Source organism: Klebsiella sp. HMSC25G12, from assembly GCF_001807705.1.
In the GTDB taxonomy this organism is placed as follows: domain Bacteria; phylum Pseudomonadota; class Gammaproteobacteria; order Enterobacterales; family Enterobacteriaceae; genus Klebsiella; species Klebsiella variicola.
In genome coordinates this window covers 14327-37596 of sequence record NZ_KV789810.1, presented here as the reverse complement: position 1 = coordinate 37596, position 23270 = coordinate 14327, and the positions used below count along the sequence as shown (strand labels likewise).

Annotated in this window: 22 protein-coding genes; 14 read left to right on the top strand and 8 right to left on the bottom strand. The window is 55.0% G+C overall.

All coding sequences use genetic code 11. The features are described 5' to 3' along the window. Positions 1-159 precede the first annotated feature (159 nt). Complete coding sequence (locus HMPREF3096_RS04240) at positions 160-861, top strand: FadR/GntR family transcriptional regulator (protein WP_008806704.1); 702 nt, start codon at positions 160-162, stop codon at positions 859-861. Between the two features lie 12 nt (positions 862-873). Then, positions 874-2271, top strand: a complete 1398-nt coding sequence (gene mdtD / locus HMPREF3096_RS04235; RefSeq protein ID WP_008806705.1) for a multidrug transporter subunit MdtD — start codon at positions 874-876, stop codon at positions 2269-2271. On the opposite strand, the gene rbsR is transcribed toward mdtD, so the two are convergent. The 7 genes from rbsR to kup all read right to left on the bottom strand — a co-directional run bounded on the left by rbsR (position 2268) and on the right by kup (position 10174). Further along, entirely contained in the window at positions 2268-3260 is a 993-nt protein-coding gene (rbsR, locus tag HMPREF3096_RS04230; RefSeq protein ID WP_012543295.1) for a ribose operon transcriptional repressor RbsR, read from the bottom strand. The genes mdtD and rbsR overlap by 4 nt on opposite strands. A 3-nt stretch (positions 3261-3263) precedes the next feature. Further along, a complete protein-coding gene (gene rbsK, locus HMPREF3096_RS04225) occupies positions 3264-4196 on the bottom strand; it encodes a ribokinase (RefSeq protein ID WP_008806707.1) in 933 nt (310 codons plus the stop codon). Between the two features lie 100 nt (positions 4197-4296). Further along, positions 4297-5187: a ribose ABC transporter substrate-binding protein RbsB gene (gene rbsB, locus HMPREF3096_RS04220; RefSeq protein ID WP_012969238.1), complete on the bottom strand. Its 891-nt coding sequence runs from the start codon at positions 5185-5187 to the stop codon at positions 4297-4299. A gap of 27 nt (positions 5188-5214) precedes the next feature. After that, a complete protein-coding gene (rbsC, locus tag HMPREF3096_RS04215; RefSeq protein WP_008806709.1) occupies positions 5215-6180 on the bottom strand; it encodes a ribose ABC transporter permease in 966 nt (321 codons plus the stop codon). A gap of 5 nt (positions 6181-6185) precedes the next feature. Beyond that, a complete protein-coding gene (gene rbsA, locus HMPREF3096_RS04210) occupies positions 6186-7691 on the bottom strand; it encodes a ribose ABC transporter ATP-binding protein RbsA (protein ID WP_012543297.1) in 1506 nt (501 codons plus the stop codon). Between the two features lie 10 nt (positions 7692-7701). After that, a complete protein-coding gene (gene rbsD / locus HMPREF3096_RS04205; RefSeq protein WP_002882527.1) occupies positions 7702-8121 on the bottom strand; it encodes a D-ribose pyranase in 420 nt (139 codons plus the stop codon). Positions 8122-8305: 184 nt separating this feature from the next. Beyond that, positions 8306-10174: a low affinity potassium transporter Kup gene (gene kup, locus HMPREF3096_RS04200; protein ID WP_008806712.1), complete on the bottom strand. Its 1869-nt coding sequence runs from the start codon at positions 10172-10174 to the stop codon at positions 8306-8308. A 217-nt stretch (positions 10175-10391) separates the two neighbouring features. On the opposite strand from kup, the gene ravA reads away from it, so the two are divergent. Together ravA and viaA are read left to right on the top strand one after the other, a co-directional pair. Then, entirely contained in the window at positions 10392-11891 is a 1500-nt protein-coding gene (gene ravA, locus HMPREF3096_RS04195; RefSeq protein ID WP_032731532.1) for an ATPase RavA, read from the top strand. After that, positions 11888-13336 carry an ATPase RavA stimulator ViaA gene (viaA, locus tag HMPREF3096_RS04190; protein ID WP_008806714.1) on the top strand — a complete coding sequence of 483 codons (1449 nt, stop codon included), beginning with the start codon at positions 11888-11890 and terminating at the stop codon, positions 13334-13336. The genes ravA and viaA overlap by 4 nt, the downstream gene beginning before the upstream one ends. 4 nt (positions 13337-13340) lie before the next feature. On the opposite strand, the gene asnA is transcribed toward viaA, so the two are convergent. After that, positions 13341-14333 carry an aspartate--ammonia ligase gene (gene asnA, locus HMPREF3096_RS04185; protein WP_008806715.1) on the bottom strand — a complete coding sequence of 331 codons (993 nt, stop codon included), beginning with the start codon at positions 14331-14333 and terminating at the stop codon, positions 13341-13343. Positions 14334-14484: 151 nt separating this feature from the next. Here asnA and asnC point away from each other — a divergent pair, with 151 nt between their 5' ends. The 10 genes from asnC (at position 14485) to atpA (ending at position 23225) form a co-directional block, all read left to right on the top strand. Continuing rightward, positions 14485-14943, top strand: coding sequence for a transcriptional regulator AsnC (gene asnC / locus HMPREF3096_RS04180; RefSeq protein WP_002882510.1), 459 nt, complete (start codon positions 14485-14487; stop codon positions 14941-14943). A 98-nt stretch (positions 14944-15041) separates the two neighbouring features. Continuing rightward, positions 15042-15482, top strand: coding sequence for an FMN-binding protein MioC (gene mioC / locus HMPREF3096_RS04175; RefSeq protein ID WP_032731531.1), 441 nt, complete (start codon positions 15042-15044; stop codon positions 15480-15482). A gap of 381 nt (positions 15483-15863) precedes the next feature. Beyond that, on the top strand, positions 15864-17753 hold the full coding sequence (gene mnmG, locus HMPREF3096_RS04170) for a tRNA uridine-5-carboxymethylaminomethyl(34) synthesis enzyme MnmG (RefSeq protein WP_008806717.1): 1890 nt from the start codon (positions 15864-15866) through the stop codon (positions 17751-17753). A 116-nt stretch (positions 17754-17869) separates the two neighbouring features. Beyond that, positions 17870-18493, top strand: a complete 624-nt coding sequence (gene rsmG, locus HMPREF3096_RS04165) for a 16S rRNA (guanine(527)-N(7))-methyltransferase RsmG (protein WP_008806718.1) — start codon at positions 17870-17872, stop codon at positions 18491-18493. Between the two features lie 616 nt (positions 18494-19109). Continuing rightward, positions 19110-19490, top strand: a complete 381-nt coding sequence (gene atpI, locus HMPREF3096_RS04160) for a F0F1 ATP synthase subunit I (RefSeq protein WP_008806719.1) — start codon at positions 19110-19112, stop codon at positions 19488-19490. Between the two features lie 8 nt (positions 19491-19498). Further along, positions 19499-20314: a F0F1 ATP synthase subunit A gene (gene atpB, locus HMPREF3096_RS04155; protein ID WP_012969241.1), complete on the top strand. Its 816-nt coding sequence runs from the start codon at positions 19499-19501 to the stop codon at positions 20312-20314. A gap of 48 nt (positions 20315-20362) precedes the next feature. Next, the gene (gene atpE / locus HMPREF3096_RS04150; RefSeq protein ID WP_000429386.1) at positions 20363-20602 is read left to right on the top strand and encodes a F0F1 ATP synthase subunit C; all 240 of its coding nucleotides are present in this window, start codon (positions 20363-20365) and stop codon (positions 20600-20602) included. 50 nt (positions 20603-20652) lie between these two features. Further along, positions 20653-21123 carry a F0F1 ATP synthase subunit B gene (gene atpF, locus HMPREF3096_RS04145; protein WP_004107293.1) on the top strand — a complete coding sequence of 157 codons (471 nt, stop codon included), beginning with the start codon at positions 20653-20655 and terminating at the stop codon, positions 21121-21123. 14 nt (positions 21124-21137) lie between these two features. Next, positions 21138-21671: a F0F1 ATP synthase subunit delta gene (atpH, locus tag HMPREF3096_RS04140; RefSeq protein WP_004202307.1), complete on the top strand. Its 534-nt coding sequence runs from the start codon at positions 21138-21140 to the stop codon at positions 21669-21671. Between the two features lie 12 nt (positions 21672-21683). Then, a complete protein-coding gene (gene atpA / locus HMPREF3096_RS04135) occupies positions 21684-23225 on the top strand; it encodes a F0F1 ATP synthase subunit alpha (RefSeq protein WP_012543303.1) in 1542 nt (513 codons plus the stop codon). Positions 23226-23270 lie beyond the last annotated feature (45 nt).

The following is a 23270-nucleotide window of genomic DNA, read 5'->3' as shown; positions in this document are numbered from 1 at the left end:
AGGTGACAAGGGGAAATTCAAAAAAACTTTTCAACCGTCTCTTTTTTCAACAATGCGGCGAGGAATGTCGCAAAAAACCGCCGTTTTGCTGTTTTAACCGACGAAACGGGACGCCTGGTGGCATACTGTTAGAGTAAAGAAAAGAAAGGAACGGCATTTATGTCTTTAAGCGCACAGCAACTGGCGGCACAAAAGAACATCTCCTGGGTACTGGCCGAGAAGCTCGCCCAAAAAATACTGACTGGCGAATATCAGCCGGAAAGCATTCTTCCCGGCGAGATGGAGTTGGGGGAGCAGTTCGGTGTGAGCCGTACCGCCGTCCGTGAAGCGGTGAAGACGCTAACGGCAAAAGGCATGTTGCTGCCTCGCCCTCGCATTGGCACCCGGGTGATGCCGCGCAGCAGCTGGAACTTTCTGGATAAGGAACTCCTGTCCTGGTGGCTAACAGAAGATAACTTCGAAGAAGTGGTGAGCCACTTTCTCGTCATGCGCAGCAGCCTGGAGCCCCAGGCCTGTTTTCTCGCTGCCGCTAACGGCACCGCAGAACAAAAAGCGCAGCTCAATACTTTAATGGAAGAGATGATTGCCTTGAAACGTCATTTTCAGCGCGATCGCTGGATAGAGGTCGATATGGCCTGGCATGAACATATCTATGAAATGAGCGGTAATCCTTTCCTCAGCTCATTCGCTTCTTTATTTCATTCCGTCTACCACACCTACTTCACGTCGATTACGCAAAATGAAGTAGTGAAGCTGGATCTCCACCAGGCGATTGTCGATGCCATTCTCAACAGTGATGCGCCAGGTGCCTTGCTCGCCTGCCAGGCGTTGTTGAACGCCCCTCACCCCGTAAATCAATAACAAGGAATTGGCATGAGCAGAAAAAAAGGGCGCAGCATGGCCGGCCTGCCGTGGATCGCGGCGATGGCCTTCTTTATGCAGGCGCTGGATGCCACCATTCTTAACACCGCCCTCCCGGCTATTGCCCACAGTCTTAATCGTTCTCCCTTAGCGATGCAGTCGGCCATTATCAGCTATACGCTGACGGTAGCGATGCTGATCCCGGTCAGCGGCTGGCTGGCCGATCGCTTCGGCACGCGCCGGGTCTTTATCATCGCTGTTAGCTTGTTCACTTTGGGGTCTCTCGCCTGCGCGCTCTCCAGCTCATTAATGGAGCTGGTCATTTTTCGGGTGATTCAGGGGATCGGCGGGGCGATGATGATGCCGGTGGCGAGGCTGGCGCTGCTGCGCGCCTATCCCCGCAGCGAGCTGCTTCCGGTACTGAACTTTGTGACCATGCCAGGTCTGGTGGGGCCGATACTGGGCCCGGTGCTCGGCGGGGTGTTTGTCACCTGGGCCAGCTGGCATTGGATTTTCCTGATAAACATTCCCATCGGGGTGATTGGCATTCTGTATGCCCGCAAATTCATGCCAAATTTCACGACGCCGCGCAGGCGCTTCGATATAACCGGTTTTCTGTTATTTGGCTTAAGCCTGGTACTGTTTTCCAGCGGTATTGAACTGTTTGGAGAAAAAATCGTGGCGACATGGCTGGCGCTGGCCGTGATTGCCGTCAGTCTGTTACTGCTCGTGGCCTATGTTCGCCACGCGCGCCGCCATCCGGCGCCGCTTATCTCGCTCTCTTTATTTAAGACGCATACTTTCTCAGTCGGCATTGCTGGCAACCTTGCCACGCGTTTGGGTACCGGCTGTGTGCCATTTCTGATGCCGCTGATGCTGCAGGTTGGCTTCGGCTATCCGGCCATTATCGCCGGCTGTATGATTGCCCCTACCGCTATCGGCTCCATTATTGCGAAATCTACCGTTACCCAGGTGCTGCGCTGGTTTGGCTATCGTAAGACCCTGGTGGGGATCACGGTATTTATTGGCCTCATGATTGCCCAGTTCTCGCTGCAGTCGCCAGAGATGCCGCTGTGGATGCTTCTTCTGCCACTGTTTGTGCTGGGGATGGCGATGTCCACGCAGTTCACCTCGATGAATACCATTACGCTGGCCGATCTGACGGATGACAATGCCAGCAGCGGTAACAGCCTGCTGGCGGTGACCCAGCAGCTTTCAATCAGTCTCGGGGTGGCCATCAGCGCTGCGGTGCTGCGCTTCTATGAAGGTTTTGACAATGCCAGCACGGTACAGCAGTTTCACTACACCTTTATAACCATGGGCGTGATCACCATCGTGTCGGCGCTGATGTTTATGCTGTTAAGAGCGAAAGATGGCCGTAATCTGATTAGCGAGCGGCACAAACGCTAAGCGGAGCCACGAACCACCAGCTCCGGCGTTAACTGAACGCGTTGCTGCTTTTGCTGCGGATCGGCCATTCGATGGATCAGCACATCGATGGCCAGTTCTCCCAGCTCATCTTTTGGCTGGTGAATGGTGGTCAACGGCGGTGTCATATAGCGTGCGAGCTCAATATCATCGTAGCCCACCAGCGCCATGTCCTGCGGAATGTGCAAACCGGCCTGGTACAACGCCTGATAAGCGCCAACCGCCATGGCATCGTTGCCGACAAATACCGCCTGCGGCCGCTGCGGCAAAGCCAGCAGCTGCTGCATCGCGCTAAACCCGCCGCCAAACTCAAAATCACTGGTCACCACGTATCCGTCGGCAACCGGCAGGCCGCAGCGCGCCATCGCAGCATGGTAACCTTCAAGGCGCAGACGCGCCGGGGTTTTATCCAGCGGGCCGGCAATACAGGCAATGCGCGAATGCCCCTGGTCAATCAGATACTGGGTCGCCATATCGCCACCAAGCAGCGAGTTATCCTGAATCAGATCGCTATCGCCATCAAAGGGAGCCCAGTCCATCATGACCGTCGGTACCGATGGATAGCGCTGCATAATTTCCGGAGAGGGCTGATGGGTCTCCGTGCACAGCAGCAGTAGTCCATCGACGCGTTTTTGCATTAGCGTCTCCAGATTACGATTCATTCGCTGCTCATCACCTTCCGTATTACAGAGTACGAGGCTATAACCCCGCTCAAAACAGCTGCGCTCCACGCCCCGCACCAGCTCCGAATAAAACGGATTGGTACTGGCAGTGATGAGCATGCCGATGGTACGGGTTTGATTAAGCTTAAGGCTACGCGCCAGCGCAGAGGGGGCGTAGTTGAGGCTTTTGATCGCAGCGTCTACTTTGGCGGTAATCGCCTCACTGACAAAGCGGTCCTTATTGATGACGTGTGACACCGTCGATGTGGAAACGCCCGCGACGCGGGCCACATCTTTCATCGTAGCCAAGCATTACCCCTGTTGCGCTAAAAATTCATCAATCTCTGTGCGCCACGGCACGGATGGCTGCGCGCCTTTGCGGGTCACGGCGATCGCCGCCGCGGCATGCGCAAAACGGATCGCTTCCGGCAGGGAAGTCCCTTCCAGCAACGCGGTTACCAGCGCGCCGTTAAAGGTATCGCCGGCAGCGATAGTATCAATGGCCTGCACACGAAAACCCGGGATCCGACGACTTTCGCCTTCGGCACTGAGCCAGACGCCGCGGCTGCCGAGGGTGATCATCACCGTACCAATGCCTTTGGCATGCAGCACGTCGGCGGCTTTTGCCGCATCCTCGTCGCTCTCAACGCGAATACCGGTCAGCTTTTCCGCTTCGGTTTCGTTGGGGGTAATGATATCCACCAGCGCCAGCAGTTCATCGGACAGTTCACGCGCTGGCGCGGGATTAAGCACCACGGTGGTCTGATGGCGATGGGCGATTTTCGCCGCCGCCAACACGCTCTCCAGCGGCGACTCCAGCTGCATTAACAGCGCCTGTGCGCTGGCGATACGTTCCTTTTCCGCCTCAACCTGGGAGACGGAAAGCGCCGCATTGGCGCCGGCATGAATACCGATGACATTCTCACCTTCGGCGTTAACGAATATTAACGCCACGCCGGTCGCTTCCCCGGCGACTGCGCGCACAGGCGCCACGTCGATTTTATCGCTCGCCAGCTGGCGGCGGATGCGTTCACCGATGTCGTCATCGCCGGTGCAGGCGATAAACGCGATATCCGCTCCGCTGCGCCCGGCGGCGACCGCCTGGTTGGCCCCTTTACCACCGAAAGCCACCTGATAATGGTTGCCGGTGACGGTTTCACCCGGCGTCGGGAAAGCGTCAAGGTTAAGAATGTGATCGGCATTGATACTGCCAAGGACGACAAGTTTGCCTGCAGTTTTCATCATTTCTGTTCCCGGGAAAGCGCGCCACCGGGATCCGGTGGCGCATGCCCTGCTTTTCTTTTTTTATATTGTCCCTCGGACCGTTGCCAGTCCGAATCGCATTTTACTGCTTAACGACCAGCTTCAGCTCAACCGGGTAGTTAGCTTCCACTTTTTCGCCCTTCAGTACCTTATCAGCCGTCTCAACGCCTTTCGCGCCGATCTGCTCCGGCAACTGTGCGACGGTCGCCGCCAGTTTGCCACTGTTTACTGCTTTTTCGCCATCCGGAGTGCCGTCAAATCCAACCACCATCACATCGGACTTGCCTGCGGTCTGCAGCGCGCGCAGGGCGCCCAGCGCCATTTCATCATTTTGCGCGAATACCGCCTGCACGTCAGGATGCGCGGTCAGCAGGTTCTGCATCACGTTCAGCCCTTTGGTACGGTCGAAATCGGCTGGTTGGCTGGCCAGGACGTTAAACTTGTGCGCCGCCACGGCCTGTTTAAAGCCTTCGCCGCGCTCGCGCGCCGCAGAAGTCCCGGCAATGCCCTGCAGCTCAATGACTTTCGCACTTTCACCCACTTTTTTCGCGATGTAATCGCCAGCCATTTTTCCGCCCTGCACGTTGTCAGACGCAATGTGGCTCACGACATCGCCTTTTGTGGCCTGACGGTCAAGGGTGATGACCGGGATTTTCGCCTGGTTTGCCATCTTCACGGCGTTGCCGACGGCATCAGAGTCGGTGGGGTTGATCAGCAGCAGCTTGGCGCCGCGCACCGTCAAATCCTGGACGTTCGCCAGCTCTTTCGCCGGGTTGTTCTGGGAGTCCAGCACCACCAGGTTGTAGCCCAGCTTGTCAGCTTCTTTTTGCGCGCCGTCTTTCAGCGACACGAAGAACGGGTTATTCAGGGTAGAGATAACCAGAGCGATGGTGTCTTTGGCCATCGCGTTCGCGCTGACGGTCGCACTTAGCGCAACAGCAGAGACCAGGGTCGCCAGTTTTTTCATATTCATAGTTAAGATGTCCTGTAGAGTTCTCAGTTACTGCTTTTTGTTATCTACCAGTACCGCCAGCAAAATCACCACCGCTTTAACGATCATCTGGTAATAGGAAGAAACGCCTAAAAGATTAAGACCATTATTCAGGAAGCCAAGGATCAGCGCGCCAATCAGCGTGCCGACAATGCGTCCTTTGCCGCCCGCGAGGCTGGTGCCACCGAGCACCACCGCCGCAATGGCGTCCAGCTCATAGCCCGTCCCCGCCGTCGGCTGCGCGGAAGAGAGACGCGCCACTTCGATGATCCCGGCCAGCGACGCCAGCATCCCGCACAAGGCGTAGACGATAATTTTGACTTTATTGACGCTAATCCCGGACAGACGCGTCGCCGCTTCATTACCGCCCAGCGCGTAAATATAACGGCCCAGGCGAGTATGGTGCAGCATGTACCAGGCCGCCAGGAAGACAATCGCCATGATCCATACCGGCGTCGGGATCCCCAGCGGACGCCCGATGCCAAACCAGCCAAACAGATCGGCGTTATCGCTAAAGCCGGTGTTGATCGGACTGCCGTTGGTGTACACCATGGTCACGCCGCGCAGCAGCAGCATCATCACCAGAGTGGCGATGAAGGCCTGCACGCGGCCTTTCGCCACAATCACCCCGGTGACTGCGCCGATCGCGGCACCCAATGCGAGGGCAGCAGCGACCGCCACCAGCGCATTAACCTCAATGCCAACAATCGACGCTGCCACCGCACCGGTGAGCGCCAACAGGGAGCCGACGGACAGGTCGATCCCCGAGGTCAGTATAACCAGCGTCATCCCTACCGCCATGATGGCGTTAACGGAGGTCTGTTGCAGGATATTGAACAGGTTATTGACGGTAAAAAAGTTGGGGCTCATGGTCGATACCACCGCGATCAGCACCAGCAGGGCAATCAGCGATTTTTGCTCCATCAGCCACGCTTTCGTGAAATAACGGCGACCAGTAACAGCCTGGGTTGTCATCTTTCTTACTCCTGATTCACACGGTTAAGCTTGCCCACAGCGGCAGCCATCAATACTTCCTGGGTGGCCTGCTCGCGTGTGAATTCACCGCCGAGATGCCCTTCATGCATCACAATGATGCGATCGCTCATGCCCAACACCTCCGGCATCTCAGAGGAGACCAGAATGATGCTCAGGCCATCGGCTTTGAACTGATTGATGAGCTGGTAGATCTCTTTCTTCGCCCCGACGTCGACGCCGCGGGTCGGTTCATCAAGGATCAGCACCTTTGGCCGGGTCATCAGCCCGCGGGCAATGGCGACCTTTTGCTGGTTGCCGCCGGAAAGCAGGCCGATTGCCTGCTCCATGGACGGCGTTTTGACGTTAAACAGCCGAATGAAATCACTGACCGCCTGCTGTTCATCTTTATGCTTAAGGCTGCCGCCCGCCCGGCTGAAGTAGCGTAGCGCCGTCAGGGACATATTTTCTTTTACCGACATCCCGAGAACCAGGCCATCGCGCTTACGATCTTCGGAGATATAGACAATGCCGTTCGCCAGACCGTCCTGCGGCGAGCGGGTCACCACTTCATGGCCATCCAGCGTCACGGAGCCGCTGCTGCGCGGCAGCGCGCCGTACAGCACTTTCATCAGTTCGGTCCGTCCGGCGCCCATCAGCCCGGCGACACCCAGGATTTCCCCCTGGCGCAAGGTAAAGGTCACGTTTTCCACGCCCGGGCCGCAGAGATTATCGACCTTCAGGCGCACCGCGCCCGGCGCCTTATCGAGATGTGGATATTGATCTTCCAGCTTACGGCCGACCATCATCTCGATCAGTCGGTCCTCATCCAGCGAAGCCACTTCGCGCTCGGCGATAAACTGCCCGTCACGAAAGACTGTCACGTCGTCGCAAATCTCGAAGATCTCTTTCATACGGTGGGAGATATAGACGATGCCGCGCCCCTGCGACTTCAGTTCGCGGATGACGCGGAACAGCGATTCGGTTTCGGTATCGGTCAGCGCATCGGTCGGTTCATCCATAATGATGACTTTCGATTCAAAGCTCAGCACTTTGGCGATCTCCACCATTTGCTGATCGCCAATCGACAGATCGCCCACCAGCTTCTGGCTGTTAAAGCGGAGATTCAGCTTTGCCAGCAGCTTGTCGGCTTCGGCATACATCTGCTTCCAGTCGATTTTGCCAAAACGGTTAACAAATTCGCGACCAAGGAAGATGTTCTCGGCAATCGTCAATTGCGGGATCAGGTTCAGTTCCTGGTGGATGATACCGATCCCGGCTTCCTGGGAGGATTTGGGGCCGTTAAAGGTCGTCTCTTTGCCTAACCACAGCAAAGAGCCGGCATCACGGGTGTAGATCCCGGTCAGCACCTTCATCATGGTGGACTTGCCGGCGCCATTTTCCCCTACCAGCGCCATCACCCGACCGGCATAGACATTCAGCGCCGCGCCGGAGAGCGCCTTGACGCCAGGGAACGCTTTATCGATCCCTTTTAGTTGCAATAAGGCTTCCATGGCGGCGACCTCAGAACGTGACGCCGGCACAGAGAATGATATTCGCAAACGGGGAACACTCCCCGCTGCGAATTACCGCCTGACTGTCTGCGGTTTGTTTTTTGAACTGCTCATGGCTGGTGTAACGAATTTCAATGGTATTTCCCTGGTGCTGCTGCAGCTGCTCGAGGTGAGTGAGCAACGTCGCGTGGAGCTGCGGATTATGGGTTTTAATCTCTTCCGCGATAACAGCCGCTTCAACCTGCATTTCCGTCGTCACCACTTCCAGCACCTGCATAAAGGAAGGTACGCCCTGAGTCAGCGCCATATCAATGCGCGTGCTGCTGCGGGGAACCGGTAATCCGGCATCGCAGACCACCAGCGTATCGGTGTGGCCCAGGCGGGAAATGACCGCGGAAATATCAGCGTTAAGTACGGTGCCTTTTTTCATTTTTCTCTTTTGCTCCACTAGCGAAACGTTTCGCTAAAATAATTATTATCAATGTGTGAGCAGAAAACCATCACCAGAAGAGAGAAATGTGAACGCCATCGAAACGTTTCGCAAGACAGCGACAGGAGATGACAGCCGGAGTGAGAAACAAAAAGCCCTTCGCAATGGAAGGGCTTTTTTGACATCAGATTTCGACCTGGGTACCGAGCTCGATAACCCGGTTTGGCGGGATTTCAAACTGATCCGGCGCCCGCAGGGCGTTACGCTGCAGCAGCAGATAAAGCTTGCCGCGCAAGCGCAGATACCACGGTCGTTTGCCGATAATCAGCGACTCATGCGACATGAAGAACGAGGTCTCCATCATTCGGCAACTGAGTCCTTCCAGGCCACAGCGATGGAACACCTCTTCAACGTTCGGCGTTTCCCGCCAACCGTAGCTGGCCACCACCCGCCAGAACGACGGCGACAGCTGCTCAATCTGCACCCGGCGAACGTTATGCACGTAAGGCGCGTCTTCGGTGCGCAGAGTCAGAAGGATTACTCGCTCATGCAGCACCTTGTTGTGCTTCAGGTTATGCAGCAGGGCAAACGGGATCACGTTCAGGGCGCGGGACATATACACCGCGGTACCCGGCACACGCACCGGCGGTGACTTCTCCAGCGAAGAGATCATCGCTTCCAGCGAATTGCCATGCTCGTGCATTCGGCGCAGCAGGCGGAAACGTTCGCTCTTCCAGGTGGTCATCACCGTGAACATCACCAGCCCCAGGGACAACGGCAGCCAACCGCCGGAGACAATCTTATCGAGGTTCGCCGAAAACAGCGGAATATCGATACACAGGAAGGCCACCAGCATCAGGCCGACAAACAGCTTATTCCAGTGCCAGTTTTTGCGCGCCACCGTTGCCGACAGAATGGAGGTCAGCACCATGGTGCCCGTGACCGCGATGCCATACGCCGCCGCCAGATTAGACGAATGCTCAAAGCTGACAATAACGATGACCACAGAAACGTACAGCAGCCAGTTAATGAACGGGATGTAAATCTGTCCGGACTCCATTTCCGAGGTGTGGATAATGCGCATCGGCGACAGATAGCCCAGACGCACTGCCTGACGGGTCAGGGAGAAGACCCCGGAGATCACCGCCTGCGAGGCGATAACCGTCGCCAGCGTGGCGATAATCAGCATCGGGATCAGCGCCCACTCCGGCGCCAGCAGGAAGAACGGGTTTTTAATCGCTTCCGGGTGCTTCAGCAGCAGCGCGCCCTGGCCAAAATAGTTCAGCACCAGCGAGGGCAGCACGACGGAGAACCAGGCCACGCGGATCGGCAGTTTGCCGAAGTGACCCATATCGGCGTACAGCGCTTCCACCCCGGTAATCGACAGCACCACCGCGCCGAGCGCAATAAAGGAAACCGTTTTGTACTGCAGGAAGAAATGCACCGCCCAGTAGGGGTTTAGCGCCTGAAGAACTTCCGGGTTAGCGTAAATGCTTCGCGCGCCGAGCACCGCCAGCAACAGGAACCAGATCAGCATAATCGGCGCAAACAGCTTACCGACCATGCCGGTCCCGTGCTTCTGGATCACAAACAACAGGGTCAGCACGATAATGGAAATAGGGACAATCCAGGTATCAAGCTGCGGGGCGATAATTTCTAACCCCTCTATCGCCGACATAACGGAAATCGCCGGCGTAATCACCACTTCGCCATAGAAGAAGCTACCGCCGATCAGGCCGAGGATCACCAGTACGGAGGTCATTCGGGCCGAGGTATTACGTCCGGCCAGCGACATCAGCGTTAAGATCCCGCCTTCCCCGGCGTTATCCGCCCGCATCACGAACGTGATGTATTTAATCGATACGGTAAAGATCAACAGCCAGAAAATCAGCGACAAAAAGCCAAACACGGCGTCGCGTTCAACGCCAAAGCCAAACTGACCTGACAGGCATTCGCGCAAGGTATACAGTGGACTGGTACCGATATCGCCGTACACCACGCCGATGGCCGCCAACGTTAATGCCGGCAACGATTGTTTATTATCAGTGCTCATAGACTAGTCTTTTCGTTTATAAAACAAATGTGTGCCTAGTCCCTTGGCCCACAAAAAGCGCACAGTATGCACGATTATTTGCGAAATCGTACCCCTAACAGACACCATATTAACCTGGCTCAAAAAAAATAAATCGATTCTTCAGGCTATTACCGCCCCTGCTCTAACATCTATACTCGACCCAATAACGATACATGACAAAGCACGCAACTCAATTATGGCTCAAACACATTTACTGGCTGAAAGAATTTCCCGGCTCAGCGCGGCACTCGAAAAAGGACTCTTTGAACGCAGCCACGCGATACGCCTCTGCCTGCTGGCGGCGCTCAGCGGCGAGAGCGTTTTTTTGCTCGGCCCACCGGGGATCGCCAAAAGCCTGATTGCCCGCCGCCTCAAATTCGCCTTCCAGCAGGCGCGCGCTTTTGAATACCTGATGACCCGCTTCTCCACCCCGGAAGAAGTTTTTGGGCCACTGTCCATTCAGGCACTGAAGGATGAAGGCCGTTACGAACGTTTAACCGCCGGCTACCTGCCGGAAGCCGAAATCGTCTTTCTCGATGAAATATGGAAAGCGGGTCCGGCGATCCTCAACACCCTGCTGACGGCGATTAACGAACGTCACTTCCGCAATGGGGCGCACGAAGAGAAAATCCCGATGCGCCTGCTGGTGGCCGCGTCGAACGAACTCCCCGAAGCCGACAGCAGTCTGGAAGCGCTGTATGACCGAATGCTGATCCGTCTGTGGCTTGATAAAGTGCAGGATAAAGGTAATTTCCGTTCAATGCTGGTCAGCCAGCAGGATGAAAACATCAATCCAGTGCCCAGCGCGCTGCAGGTTAGCGACGAAGAGTTTACCCAATGGCAGCAGCAGATCGGCAATATCAAACTGCCAGACGCGGTGTTTGAGCTGATATTCCAGCTCCGCCAGCAGCTGGATGCCCTGCCAAATGCGCCGTACGTCTCGGATCGCCGCTGGAAAAAGGCCATTCGCCTGCTGCAGGCCAGCGCCTTCTTCAGCGGGCGCGACAGCATCGCGCCGATAGATCTGATCCTGCTGAAAGATTGTCTGTGGCACAACGTCGAGAGCATGAACCTGATGTCGCAGCAGCTGGAAACGCTCATGACCTGTCACGCCTGGCAACAGCAGGCGATGCTGACGCGGCTGGGGGCCATTGTCCAGAGACGCATTCAGATCCAACAGCAGCAAAGCGACAAAACGGCGTTGAAGGTCACCCGCCTTGGCGGGATGTTTAGCCGCAAACCGCACTATGAATTGCCGGCGGAGATCCAGGGGACCACCCTGACACTGCTGCTGCAGCAGCCGCTCAAACTTCACGATATGGAAGTGATCCACATTACTTTTGAACGCGAGGCGTTAGCCAACTGGCTGGAAAAGGGCGGTGAGATCCGCGGTAAGCTCAACGGGATCGGCTTTGCCCAACTGCTCAATATGGATGTCGACACCAGCCAGCACCTGGTCGTCCGCGACGTCAGCCTGCAGGGCTCACGCCTCGCGCTGCCCGGTAGCGCATCGCAGGAGAACATGCCGGCAGAAATTCGCCAACAGCTGGAGGTGCTCGATGATGAGTGGCACCAGCAACACAACCGCTTCAGCGAGCAGCAAAAGTGTCTGTTTATCCCGGTCGAGTGGCTGGGAAGAATCGAAGCCAGCCTGCAGGACGTCGGCGCGCAGATTAAACAGGCGAAGCAGCCATGACGCTCGATATGCTGAATGTCATGCTGGCAGTCAGCGAAGAGGGAATGATCGAGGAGATGCTGCTGGCGCTGCTGGCTTCTCCTCAGCTGGCGGTGTTCTTTGAGAAATTCCCCCGCCTGAAAAACATCATCGCGGCGGATATTCCACGCTGGCGTGAAGCCGTTCGCGCCCGTTTGAAAGAAGTTAACGTCCCGCCGGATCTGGACGCCGAAGTGCAAACCTATCAGCAGGCTCAGCTACTCTCTACCTCGCAGTTTATTGTCCAGCTCCCGCAGATCCTCGGCAAACTGCACCAGCTACAGTCTCCTTTTGCCGCTCAGGCGCAGAAGCTGGTGGATGACAATGCCACCTTTACCCCGGCGCTGCATACGCTGTTTTTACAGCGCTGGCGCCTGAGCCTGGTGGTGCAAGCCACCAGCCTTAACCAGCAGTTGCTGGATGAAGAACGCGATCAGTTACTCAGTGAGGTCCAGGAACGAATGACGCTCAGCGGTCAGCTCGATCCGGTACTGGCGGAAAATGACACTGCCGCCGGGCGTCTGTGGGATATGAGCGCTGGCGAACTCAAACGCGGCGACTATCAGCTGATCGTGCGCTATGGCGATTTTCTCAACCAGCAGCCGGAACTGCTGCAGCTGGCGGAACAGCTTGGACGTTCACGGGAAGCGAAATCCGTGCCGAAGAAAGACGCCCCGATGGAAACCTTTCGCAGCCTGGTGCGCGAGCCGGCGACAGTACCGGAGCAAGTCGACGGCCTCCAGCAGAGTGACGACATTCTTCGCCTGCTGCCGCCGGAGCTGGCGACGCTCGGCATCACGGAGCTGGAGTTTGAATTTTATCGCAAGCTGGTGGAGAAACAGCTGCTCACCTACCGGCTGCATGGCGACGCCTGGCGTGAGAAAATCACCGAACGCCCGGTAACACGGCAGGATTTTGATGAACAGCCGCGCGGGCCCTTTATTGTCTGCGTCGATACGTCAGGGTCGATGGGCGGTTTTAACGAGCAGTGCGCTAAGGCCTTTTGTCTGGCCCTGATGCGCGTCGCGCTGGCCGATAACCGTCGCTGCTTTATTATGCTGTTCTCCAGCGAAGTGGTGCATTACGAACTGACCAGCGAGCGCGGGCTGGAGCAGGCGATCCGCTTTTTAAGCCAGCGCTTTCGCGGCGGTACCGATCTGGCCAGCTGTTTTCGCGCCATTATTGAACGTCTGCAAAACCCGCAGTGGGTGGATGCGGATGCCGTCGTGATCTCTGACTTTATCGCCCAGCGGTTGCCGGATGAGGTGATTGCTCAGGTGGGGGAGTTACAGCGTAAGCACCAGCACCGTTTTCACGCGGTGGCGATGTCGGTACACGGCAAACCCGGCATCATGCGCATCTTCGATCATATCTGGCGCTTTGATACCGGGCTGCGTAGCCGCCTGCTGCGACGCTGGCGGCGCTAATTCATTACAGCAGCGCGGAAACGCTTTCGCGAACCTGGGCCGGCCATACGCCGCACTGTACCTGGCCGATATGGTCAAGCTGCAGCAGCAGCATCGTCAGACGAGACTGGCCAATGCCGCCGCCGATAGTCTGCGGCATCTCGCCGCGCAGCAGCGCCTGGTGCCATTCAAGCTGTAGGCGATCTTCATCGCCGGTCACGGCCAGCTGGCGCTTCAGCGCTTCGGCGTCAACGCGGATCCCCATTGAGGAGATCTCGAAAGCATCTTCCAGCACCGGGTTCCACACCAGGATATCGCCGTTCAGACCGGCAAAGCCTTCAGAAATCTCTGTGCTCCAGTCATCATAATCCGGCGCACGCACGTCGTGGCGCTTACCGTCAGACAGTTTGCCGCCGATACCAATTAAGAAGACGGCCCCCAACTCTTTGGCAATGGCTCGCTCACGGCCTTTGGCATCAAGATCGGGATAGCGGCTCAGCAGCTCCTGGCTGTGAACAAAATGGATCTGTTCCGGCAGAAAAGGCTTCAGGCCAAATTCCTGGCTGACCGCCAGCTCGGTAGCTTTGATCCCGGCGTAGATCGCCTCGACGGTTGCCTTCAGAGTGCCGACGTGACGCTCTTCATCGCCCATCACGCGCTCCCAGTCCCACTGGTCAACATAAACGGAATGGATAGGCGTCAGACGGTCTTCATCGGGGCGAAGGGCCTTCATGTGCGTGTACAGCCCTTCGCCCGCGCTGAAGTCGTGTTGTCCCAGGGTTTGACGCTTCCACTTCGCCAGCGAATGAACCACTTCGAACTGGGCGTCGGGCAGTGTTTTCACTTTTACCTGAACCGCTTTCTCGCAGCCGGACAAGTTATCCTGCGTCCCATCGCCCACGCGGCTTAAGATTGGCGCCTGGACTTCAATCAGGCCAAGCTTCTCTTCCAGCTGACGGGAAAAGTGGGATTTAACGAAACTGATCTGGCGTTGTTTTGCGATATATGCGGTTTTCATTTTTATAACTCCTGCGTCCTGTTGCCATTGATTAAGCAACAAAACAGGGCCGCAATACAATAATCAATCAATAAAAAGCCGCATCGACTTTTAATTCATCAAAATATGAAGCTAAAATAGCAAGAACCCTCAAACTTCATAAGAAAAAGATATGGAAAATTATCAGATCGACAATCTGGACCGCGGCATTCTCGATGCGCTGATGGCCAACGCCCGTACCGCCTATGCCGAACTGGCTAAACAGTTCAGCGTCAGCCCGGGCACCATTCATGTGCGCGTCGAAAAGATGAAACAGGCGGGTATCATTACCGGTGCGCGCATTGACGTCAGCCCCAAGCAGCTGGGCTATGATGTCGGCTGCTTTATCGGCATTATTCTCAAGAGCGCCAAGGACTACCCTTCCGCCCTTGCCCGCCTGGAAAGCCTGGAGGAGGTCACCGAGGCTTATTACACCACCGGCCACTACAGCATCTTTATTAAGGTGATGTGTAAATCCATCGATGCCCTGCAGCAGGTACTTATCAACAAGATCCAAACAATTGATGAAATTCAGTCCACCGAGACGCTGATCGTGCTGCAGAACCCGATCATGCGTACCATCAAGCCCTGATCGCTTTTTTTAATCCCACATTTTTCCACAGGTAGATCCCAGCTCGCTCACAGCGTACAATACGCCACTCTGAACAGTTGAGCGGGCGATCGGCGATCATGGCAGACATTACACTTATCAGCGGCAGCACCCTGGGCAGTGCGGAATATGTAGCAGAGCATCTGGCGGAAAAGCTGGAAGAAGCCGGCTATAGCACTGAAATCCAGCACGGTCCGCTGGTTGACGATCTGCAGGCGGAAGGGATCTGGTTAGTTATCTCTTCAACGCATGGCGCCGGCGACATTCCCGACAACCTGGTTCCCTTCTATGACGCATTGCTGGAGCAGAAGGCCGATCTTTCCGCCGTGTGCTTTGGCGCCATCGGGATCGGCAGCCGCGAATACGACACCTTCTGCGGGGCGATCGATAAATTAGAAGCAGCATTGAAGGCCAGCGGCGCAAAACAGATCGGCGAAACGCTGAAAATTAACGTACTGGAACATGAAATTCCGGAGGATCCAGCGGAAATCTGGCTGGGATCCTGGAAAAATTTGCTCTGAGAATTGTAAAGATCGTCGGATCTTCTGTGGATAACCATGCTTAAAAGCTTGGATCAACCGGTAGTTATCCAAAGAATAACCGTCGTATGGTTTTTGTGCTGTGTATAACCCTTCATTTTGATCCCAGCTTATACGGACCAGGATCACCGATCATTCACAGATAGTGATCCTTCTTAAGCTTTTGATCTTACATCGTGGATCCGACTTATCCACAAAGAGAGTCGATCCTAATAAGAGATCACAATAGAACAGATCTCTATATAAAGATCTTCTTTTTAATACTCAGGATCCCGGAGTCTTTCTCAAAAGACCAAAGCCGAGTAGAATCCACGGCCCGGGCTTCAATCCATTTTCAAACCGCGTTATGCGAGGCAGATCACCATGTTTTATCAGGATCCTTTTGACGTCATTATCATTGGCGGGGGTCATGCAGGCACTGAGGCCGCGATGGCCGCAGCGCGAATGGGCCAACAAACCCTGCTTTTGACACACAATATCGACACGCTGGGGCAGATGAGCTGCAACCCGGCGATTGGCGGCATTGGGAAAGGACACCTGGTAAAAGAAGTGGACGCACTCGGCGGATTGATGGCAACCGCGATCGATCAGGCGGGTATTCAGTTTAGGATACTAAACGCCAGCAAAGGGCCCGCGGTACGTGCCACTCGCGCCCAGGCAGACCGCGTGCTGTATCGTCAGGCGGTACGCACCGCGCTGGAGAACCAGCCGAACCTGATGATCTTCCAACAGGCAGTGGAAGATCTGATTGTGGAAAACGATCGCGTCGTGGGCGCCGTCACCCAGATGGGCCTCAAATTCCGCGCTAAAGCGGTGGTGTTGACCGTCGGGACCTTCCTCGATGGCAAAATTCATATTGGTCTGGACAACTACAGCGGCGGCCGTGCCGGCGATCCGCCGTCAATCCCGCTGTCTCGTCGTCTGCGTGAGCTGCCGCTGCGCGTAAGTCGTCTGAAAACCGGTACCCCGCCACGTATTGACGCCCGCACCATCGATTTCAGCGTGCTGGCGCAACAGCACGGCGATAACCCGATGCCGGTCTTCTCGTTCATGGGATCCGTGGATCAGCATCCGCGTCAGGTGCCCTGCTATATCACCCACACCAACGAGAAAACCCATGACGTGATCCGTAATAACCTCGATCGCAGCCCAATGTACGCTGGGGTGATCGAAGGGATCGGGCCACGCTATTGTCCGTCGATCGAAGACAAAGTCATGCGCTTTGCCGATCGCAATCAGCACCAGATCTTCCTTGAACCGGAAGGCCTGACCTCAAACGAAATTTATCCCAACGGTATCTCCACCAGCCTGCCGTTTGATGTGCAAATGCAAATCGTCCGCTCAATGCAGGGGATGGAGAACGCGCGGATCGTCCGTCCTGGCTACGCCATTGAGTACGATTTCTTCGACCCACGCGATCTGAAGCCAACGCTCGAGAGCAAATTCATTCAGGGTCTGTTCTTTGCCGGACAGATCAACGGCACCACCGGTTATGAAGAAGCCGCTGCTCAGGGTCTGCTGGCCGGTCTTAACGCCGCCCGCTTCTCTGCGGAAAAAGAGGGCTGGGCGCCGCGTCGCGATCAGGCTTATCTCGGCGTGCTGGTGGATGACCTGTGCACCCTGGGTACCAAAGAACCGTACCGCATGTTTACCTCCCGTGCCGAATATCGTCTGATGCTGCGCGAAGATAACGCCGACCTGCGCCTGACCGAACAGGGGCGTGAGCTGGGTCTGGTGGACGATGAACGCTGGGCGCGGTACAACGAAAAGCTGGAAAGCATTGAACGTGAACGTCAGCGTCTGAAATCGACCTGGGTGAACCCGCAGGCAGAGAGCGCCGCCGAAGTGAATGCTCACCTGACGGCGCCGCTGTCGCGTGAAGCGAGTGGTGAAGATCTACTGCGTCGTCCGGAAATGACCTACGAGCAACTGATTCAGCTGTCGCCGTTCGCACCGGGACTGGAAGATCAACAAGCGGCCGAGCAGGTAGAGATCCAGGTGAAGTATGAAGGTTACATCGCTCGCCAGCAGGATGAGATCGAGAAACAGCAGCGTAATGAGAATACCGTGCTGCCGGCGACGCTCGATTACCGCCAGGTCACCGGGCTGTCTAACGAAGTGATCGCCAAACTGAACGACCATAAGCCGTCGTCGATAGGGCAGGCGTCACGCATTTCCGGGATCACGCCGGCGGCGATCTCTATTTTGTTGGTTTGGCTGAAAAAGCAGGGGATGCTGCGCCGCAGCGCCTGATTGCGGCCGCCTGCCTGCGCTGATTTCACTGTTGCATAATCAGCGTTCGCCTTTATCATTCATAGCCCGGTAAGCGTTAGCGCCTCCGGGCTCATTATTTTTTGAAGGTACAGACTGTGCTCAACAAACTTTCTCGTCTGCTGGATGAAGCGGGTATTTCGCTCACCGATCACCAGAAAAACCAGCTGGTGGCCTACGTCGGGCTGCTCGATAAGTGGAACAAAGCCTATAACCTGACCTCCGTTCGCGATCCGAATGAGATGCTGGTGCGTCATATCCTCGACAGCATCATCGTGGCGCCTTATCTGCAGGGCTCGCGCTTTATCGATGTCGGGACCGGACCGGGGCTCCCTGGCATTCCACTGGCCATCGTGCGCCCGGAGTCGCATTTCACCCTGCTCGACAGTCTCGGCAAGCGCGTGCGCTTCCTGCGTCAGGTGCAGCATGAGCTGAAGCTGGATAATGTCACCCCGGTGCAGAGCCGCGTGGAAGCCTTCCCGGCCGAACCGCCGTTTGACGGTGTGATAAGCCGCGCCTTCGCATCGCTCAATGATATGGTGAGCTGGTGCCATCATCTGCCGGCAGCGAACGGTCACTTCTATGCACTCAAAGGGTTAGCGCAAAAAGACGAAATGGAAAACCTGCCGGAAGGGTATGGTATTGCCGAGGTGATTGAGCTGCATGTTCCTCAGCTGGAAGGGGAGCGGCACCTGGTGGTGATTCAACCAAAATCGCGTTAATTTTTATCAAAAAATGTGGAAAAAATGTCGCCCGCGGATGTTACAAAAATAAAGGTCACTCCGCGATATTATCGGGCTGCATTTAACCATGTTTTTACTATGGCTTTTCCTGCGGTTAACTTAGCATAAGTGATTCACTGACAAAATAGTCAACTTTGAAAATATCAGGGTGCTAAAAATCGACACGGATAAACAGCATAGTGATGTTAAATTTTTATTATAAATGTCAATAAAAGGTTTTTATTGTATGTGAGGTTGTTTTAGATAATGTCCTCACTTTTTATCTTGAATATCAAAAGCATGAAAAATAGTGTTTTATGTCCTTGATTCATTAAAGGGCGCTTGAAATGTTTATTATGTGATCTAATGCACGCTTTAATTGCCGTGTTTCCACGTTATTTGCAGTTTTGTATGACTGCTCACAGAACGCTGAAATGCACGGAAAGTTGTCCGTTGGAAAATAATTAAACATTTATTCACTATTTTGCTACTTATTGTTTGAAATCACGGGGCGTCACCGTATAATTTGTCCGCTTTTTGATGCTTGACTCTTCGTCTTAAAGGACGTTTTATACGACACGCGACATACCTCAAAGGGAGCAGGAGTAAAAACGTGATGTCAGTGTCGCTCTTGAGTCGAAACGTTGCTCGCAAGCTTCTGTTTATTCAGTTACTGGCAGTAATAGCAAGTGGACTGCTGTTCAGCCTCAAAGACCCCTTCTGGGGCATTTCCGCAGTATGCGGCGGTTTGGCGGTGGTTTTGCCGAACCTGATGTTTATGATTTTTGCCTGGCGTCATCAGGCGCATACACCAGCAAAAGGCCGTGTGGCCTGGACCTTCGCCTTCGGTGAAGCCTTCAAGGTGTTGCTGACCTTCGCCCTTCTGGCGATGGCGCTGGCTGTTTTAAAAGTGGTATTTATGCCGCTGATCGTGACGTGGGTTTTGGTGCTGGTGGTACAAGTTCTGGCGCCAGCTGTAATCAACAACAAAGGGTAAAAGGCATCATGGCTTCAGAAAATATGACGCCGCAGGAATACATAAGTCACCATCTGAACAACCTTCAGATTGACTTGCGTACTTTCTCGCTGGTGGATCCGCACAACCCCCCGGCCACCTTCTGGACGCTCAACATTGACTCCATGTTCTTCTCGGTGGTTCTCGGTCTGCTGTTCCTGGCCATGTTCCGTAGCGTTGCTAAGAAAGCGACCAGCGGCGTACCAGGGAAATTCCAGACCTTCATCGAAATGATCATCGGCTTCGTCCATGGCAGCGTCAAAGACATGTACCATGGCAAGAGCAAGGTTATCGCGCCGCTGGCGCTGACCGTGTTCGTCTGGGTCTTCCTGATGAACCTGATGGACCTGCTGCCAATCGACCTGATTCCTTATATCGGCGAACACATTTTCGGCCTGCCTGCACTGCGCGTGGTTCCGTCTGCCGACGTGAACATCACCCTGTCGATGGCGCTTGGCGTGTTCATCCTGATTATTTTCTACAGCATCAAAATGAAAGGCGTAGGTGGGTTCGTTAAAGAACTGACCATGCAGCCGTTCAATCACTGGGCGTTCATTCCTGTCAACTTAATCCTTGAAGGGGTAAGCCTGCTGTCCAAACCGGTTTCTCTCGGTCTGCGACTGTTCGGCAACATGTATGCCGGTGAGCTGATTTTCATTCTGATTGCTGGTCTGTTGCCGTGGTGGTCACAGTGGGTTCTGAATGTGCCTTGGGCCATTTTCCACATCCTGATTATTACGCTGCAAGCCTTCATCTTCATGGTTCTGACGATTGTCTATCTGTCGATGGCGTCTGAAGAGCATTGATTTTTACCAACACTACTACGTTTTAACTGAAACAAACTGGAGACTGTCATGGAAAACCTGAATATGGATCTGCTGTACATGGCTGCCGCTGTGATGATGGGTCTGGCGGCAATCGGTGCTGCGATCGGTATCGGCATCCTCGGAGGTAAATTCCTGGAAGGCGCAGCGCGTCAACCGGATCTGATTCCTCTGCTGCGTACTCAGTTCTTTATCGTTATGGGTCTGGTGGATGCTATCCCGATGATCGCTGTAGGTCTGGGTCTGTACGTGATGTTCGCCGTCGCGTAGTAAGTTGTTAGAAACCTAAGCCACAGAGTTAATTAAAGAGGTATTGTGCTGTGAACATGAACGCAACAATCCTCGGCCAGGCCATCGCGTTTGTTATCTTCGTATGGTTCTGCATGAAGTACGTATGGCCGCCTTTAATGGCTGCCATCGAAAAACGCCAGAAAGAGATTTCTGACGGTTTAGCTTCTGCAGAACGCGCTAAGAAAGATTTGGACCTTGCACAGGCCAACGCGACCGACCAGCTGAAAAAAGCGAAAGCGGAAGCCCAGGTAATCATTGAGCAGGCGAACAAGCGTCGCTCTCAGATTCTGGACGAAGCTAAAGCTGAAGCAGAACAGGAACGCACCAAAATCGTTGCACAAGCGCAGGCTGAAATTGATGCTGAGCGTAAACGTGCACGTGAGGAGCTGCGTAAGCAGGTCGCTATCCTGGCTGTTGCTGGCGCCGAGAAGATCATCGAACGTTCCGTGGATGAAGCTGCTAACAGCGACATCGTGGATAAACTTGTCGCTGAACTGTAAGGAGGGAGGGGCTGATGTCTGAATTTGTAACGGTAGCTCGCCCCTACGCCAAAGCAGCTTTTGACTTTGCCGTCGAACACAACAGTGTTGAACGCTGGCAGGATATGCTGGCGTTTGCCGCCGAAGTGACCAAAAACGACCAAATGGCAGAGCTTCTCTCCGGTGCTTTGGCGCCGGAAACGCTCTCAGAAGCGTTTATCGCTATCTGCGGTGAGCAACTCGACGAAAACGGCCAGAACCTGATTAAGGTGATGGCGGAAAACAATCGTCTGAAGGTGCTCCCGGACGTTCTTGAGCAATTCATTCACCTGCGCGCGGCCAGTGAGGCCATCGCAGAGGTAGAAGTAATATCTGCCAACCAACTGAGTGATGAACAGCTTGCCAGGATCGTCAGCGCGATGGAAAAACGTCTGTCACGCAAAGTTAAGCTGAATTGCAAAATCGATAAGTCTGTTATGGCAGGTATTATCATCCGTGCGGGGGATATGGTCATTGATGGCAGCGTACGCGGCCGTCTTGATCGCCTTGCAGACGTCTTGCAGTCTTAAGGGGACTGGAGCATGCAACTGAATTCCACCGAAATCAGCGAACTGATCAAGCAGCGCATTGCTCAGTTCAATGTTGTGAGCGAAGCTCATAACGAAGGTACTATTGTTTCTGTAAGTGACGGTGTTATCCGCATCCACGGCCTTGCCGAATGTATGCAGGGTGAGATGATCTCCCTGCCGGGTAACCGTTACGCTATCGCATTGAACCTGGAGCGTGACTCCGTTGGTGCCGTGGTGATGGGTCCGTATGCTGACCTCGCCGAAGGCATGAAGGTTAAATGTACTGGCCGTATCCTGGAAGTTCCGGTTGGCCGTGGCCTGCTGGGCCGTGTGGTTAACACCCTGGGCGCGCCAATTGATGGTAAAGGTCCGCTGGAAAACGACGGTTTCTCCGCCGTAGAAGCGATCGCACCGGGCGTCATCGAACGTCAGTCCGTCGATCAGCCGGTACAGACCGGTTATAAATCCGTTGACGCCATGATCCCAATCGGTCGTGGTCAGCGTGAACTGATCATCGGCGACCGTCAGACCGGTAAAACTGCGCTGGCTATCGATGCCATCATCAACCAGCGTGATTCCGGTATCAAGTGCGTCTATGTTGCTATCGGCCAGAAAGCGTCCACCATCTCTAACGTGGTGCGTAAACTGGAAGAGCACGGCGCGCTGGCTAACACCATTGTGGTGGTAGCGACTGCATCCGAATCTGCTGCACTGCAATACCTGGCGCCATACGCCGGTTGCGCAATGGGCGAATACTTCCGCGACCGCGGTGAAGATGCGCTGATCATTTACGATGACCTGTCTAAACAGGCTGTTGCTTATCGTCAGATCTCCCTGCTGCTCCGTCGTCCGCCAGGACGTGAAGCCTTCCCGGGCGACGTATTCTACCTCCACTCTCGTCTGCTGGAGCGTGCTGCGCGTGTTAACGCCGAATACGTTGAAGCTTTCACCAAAGGTGAAGTGAAAGGGAAAACCGGTTCTCTGACCGCACTGCCGATTATCGAAACGCAGGCGGGTGACGTTTCCGCATTCGTTCCGACCAACGTAATCTCCATTACCGATGGTCAGATCTTCCTGGAAACCAACCTGTTCAACGCCGGTATTCGTCCTGCGGTTAACCCGGGTATCTCCGTATCCCGTGTTGGTGGTGCAGCGCAGACCAAGATCATGAAGAAACTGTCCGGTGGTATCCGTACCGCACTGGCGCAGTATCGTGAACTGGCAGCGTTCTCCCAGTTTGCATCCGACCTTGACGATGCAACGCGCAAACAGCTGGACCACGGTCAGAAAGTGACCGAACTGCTGAAACAGAAACAGTATGCGCCGATGTCCGTTGCGCAGCAGTCTCTGGTTCTGTTCGCAGCAGAACGTGGTTACCTGGCTGATGTAGAACTGGCGAAAATCGGTAGCTTCGAAGCCGCTCTGCTGGCTTACGTCGACCGTGATCACGCTCCGCTGATGCAAGAGATTAACCAGTCCGGTGGCTATAACGACGAAATCGAAGGCAAGCTGAAAGGCATCCTCGATTCCTTCAAAGCAACCCAGTCCTGGTAACGTCTGGCGGTCTGTCTTAGGGCAGGCCGCAAGGCATTGAGGAGA

Excerpts from the sequence above, each read along its gene's own strand:
- HMPREF3096_RS04240 (WP_008806704.1), top strand. The coding sequence starts at position 160 with ATGTCTTTAAGCGCACAGCAACTGGCGGCACAAAAGAACATCTCCTGG.
- mdtD (WP_008806705.1), top strand. The coding sequence starts at position 874 with ATGAGCAGAAAAAAAGGGCGCAGCATGGCCGGCCTGCCGTGGATCGCG.
- rbsK (WP_008806707.1), bottom strand. The coding sequence starts at position 4,196 with ATGATGAAAACTGCAGGCAAACTTGTCGTCCTTGGCAGTATCAATGCC.
- rbsB (WP_012969238.1), bottom strand. The coding sequence starts at position 5,187 with ATGAATATGAAAAAACTGGCGACCCTGGTCTCTGCTGTTGCGCTAAGT.
- rbsC (WP_008806709.1), bottom strand. The coding sequence starts at position 6,180 with ATGACAACCCAGGCTGTTACTGGTCGCCGTTATTTCACGAAAGCGTGG.
- rbsA (WP_012543297.1), bottom strand. The coding sequence starts at position 7,691 with ATGGAAGCCTTATTGCAACTAAAAGGGATCGATAAAGCGTTCCCTGGC.
- rbsD (WP_002882527.1), bottom strand. The coding sequence starts at position 8,121 with ATGAAAAAAGGCACCGTACTTAACGCTGATATTTCCGCGGTCATTTCC.
- kup (WP_008806712.1), bottom strand. The coding sequence starts at position 10,174 with ATGAGCACTGATAATAAACAATCGTTGCCGGCATTAACGTTGGCGGCC.
- ravA (WP_032731532.1), top strand. The coding sequence starts at position 10,392 with ATGGCTCAAACACATTTACTGGCTGAAAGAATTTCCCGGCTCAGCGCG.
- viaA (WP_008806714.1), top strand. The coding sequence starts at position 11,888 with ATGACGCTCGATATGCTGAATGTCATGCTGGCAGTCAGCGAAGAGGGA.
- asnA (WP_008806715.1), bottom strand. The coding sequence starts at position 14,333 with ATGAAAACCGCATATATCGCAAAACAACGCCAGATCAGTTTCGTTAAA.
- asnC (WP_002882510.1), top strand. The coding sequence starts at position 14,485 with ATGGAAAATTATCAGATCGACAATCTGGACCGCGGCATTCTCGATGCG.
- mioC (WP_032731531.1), top strand. The coding sequence starts at position 15,042 with ATGGCAGACATTACACTTATCAGCGGCAGCACCCTGGGCAGTGCGGAA.
- mnmG (WP_008806717.1), top strand. The coding sequence starts at position 15,864 with ATGTTTTATCAGGATCCTTTTGACGTCATTATCATTGGCGGGGGTCAT.
- atpI (WP_008806719.1), top strand. The coding sequence starts at position 19,110 with ATGTCAGTGTCGCTCTTGAGTCGAAACGTTGCTCGCAAGCTTCTGTTT.
- atpB (WP_012969241.1), top strand. The coding sequence starts at position 19,499 with ATGGCTTCAGAAAATATGACGCCGCAGGAATACATAAGTCACCATCTG.
- atpE (WP_000429386.1), top strand. The coding sequence starts at position 20,363 with ATGGAAAACCTGAATATGGATCTGCTGTACATGGCTGCCGCTGTGATG.
- atpH (WP_004202307.1), top strand. The coding sequence starts at position 21,138 with ATGTCTGAATTTGTAACGGTAGCTCGCCCCTACGCCAAAGCAGCTTTT.
- atpA (WP_012543303.1), top strand. The coding sequence starts at position 21,684 with ATGCAACTGAATTCCACCGAAATCAGCGAACTGATCAAGCAGCGCATT.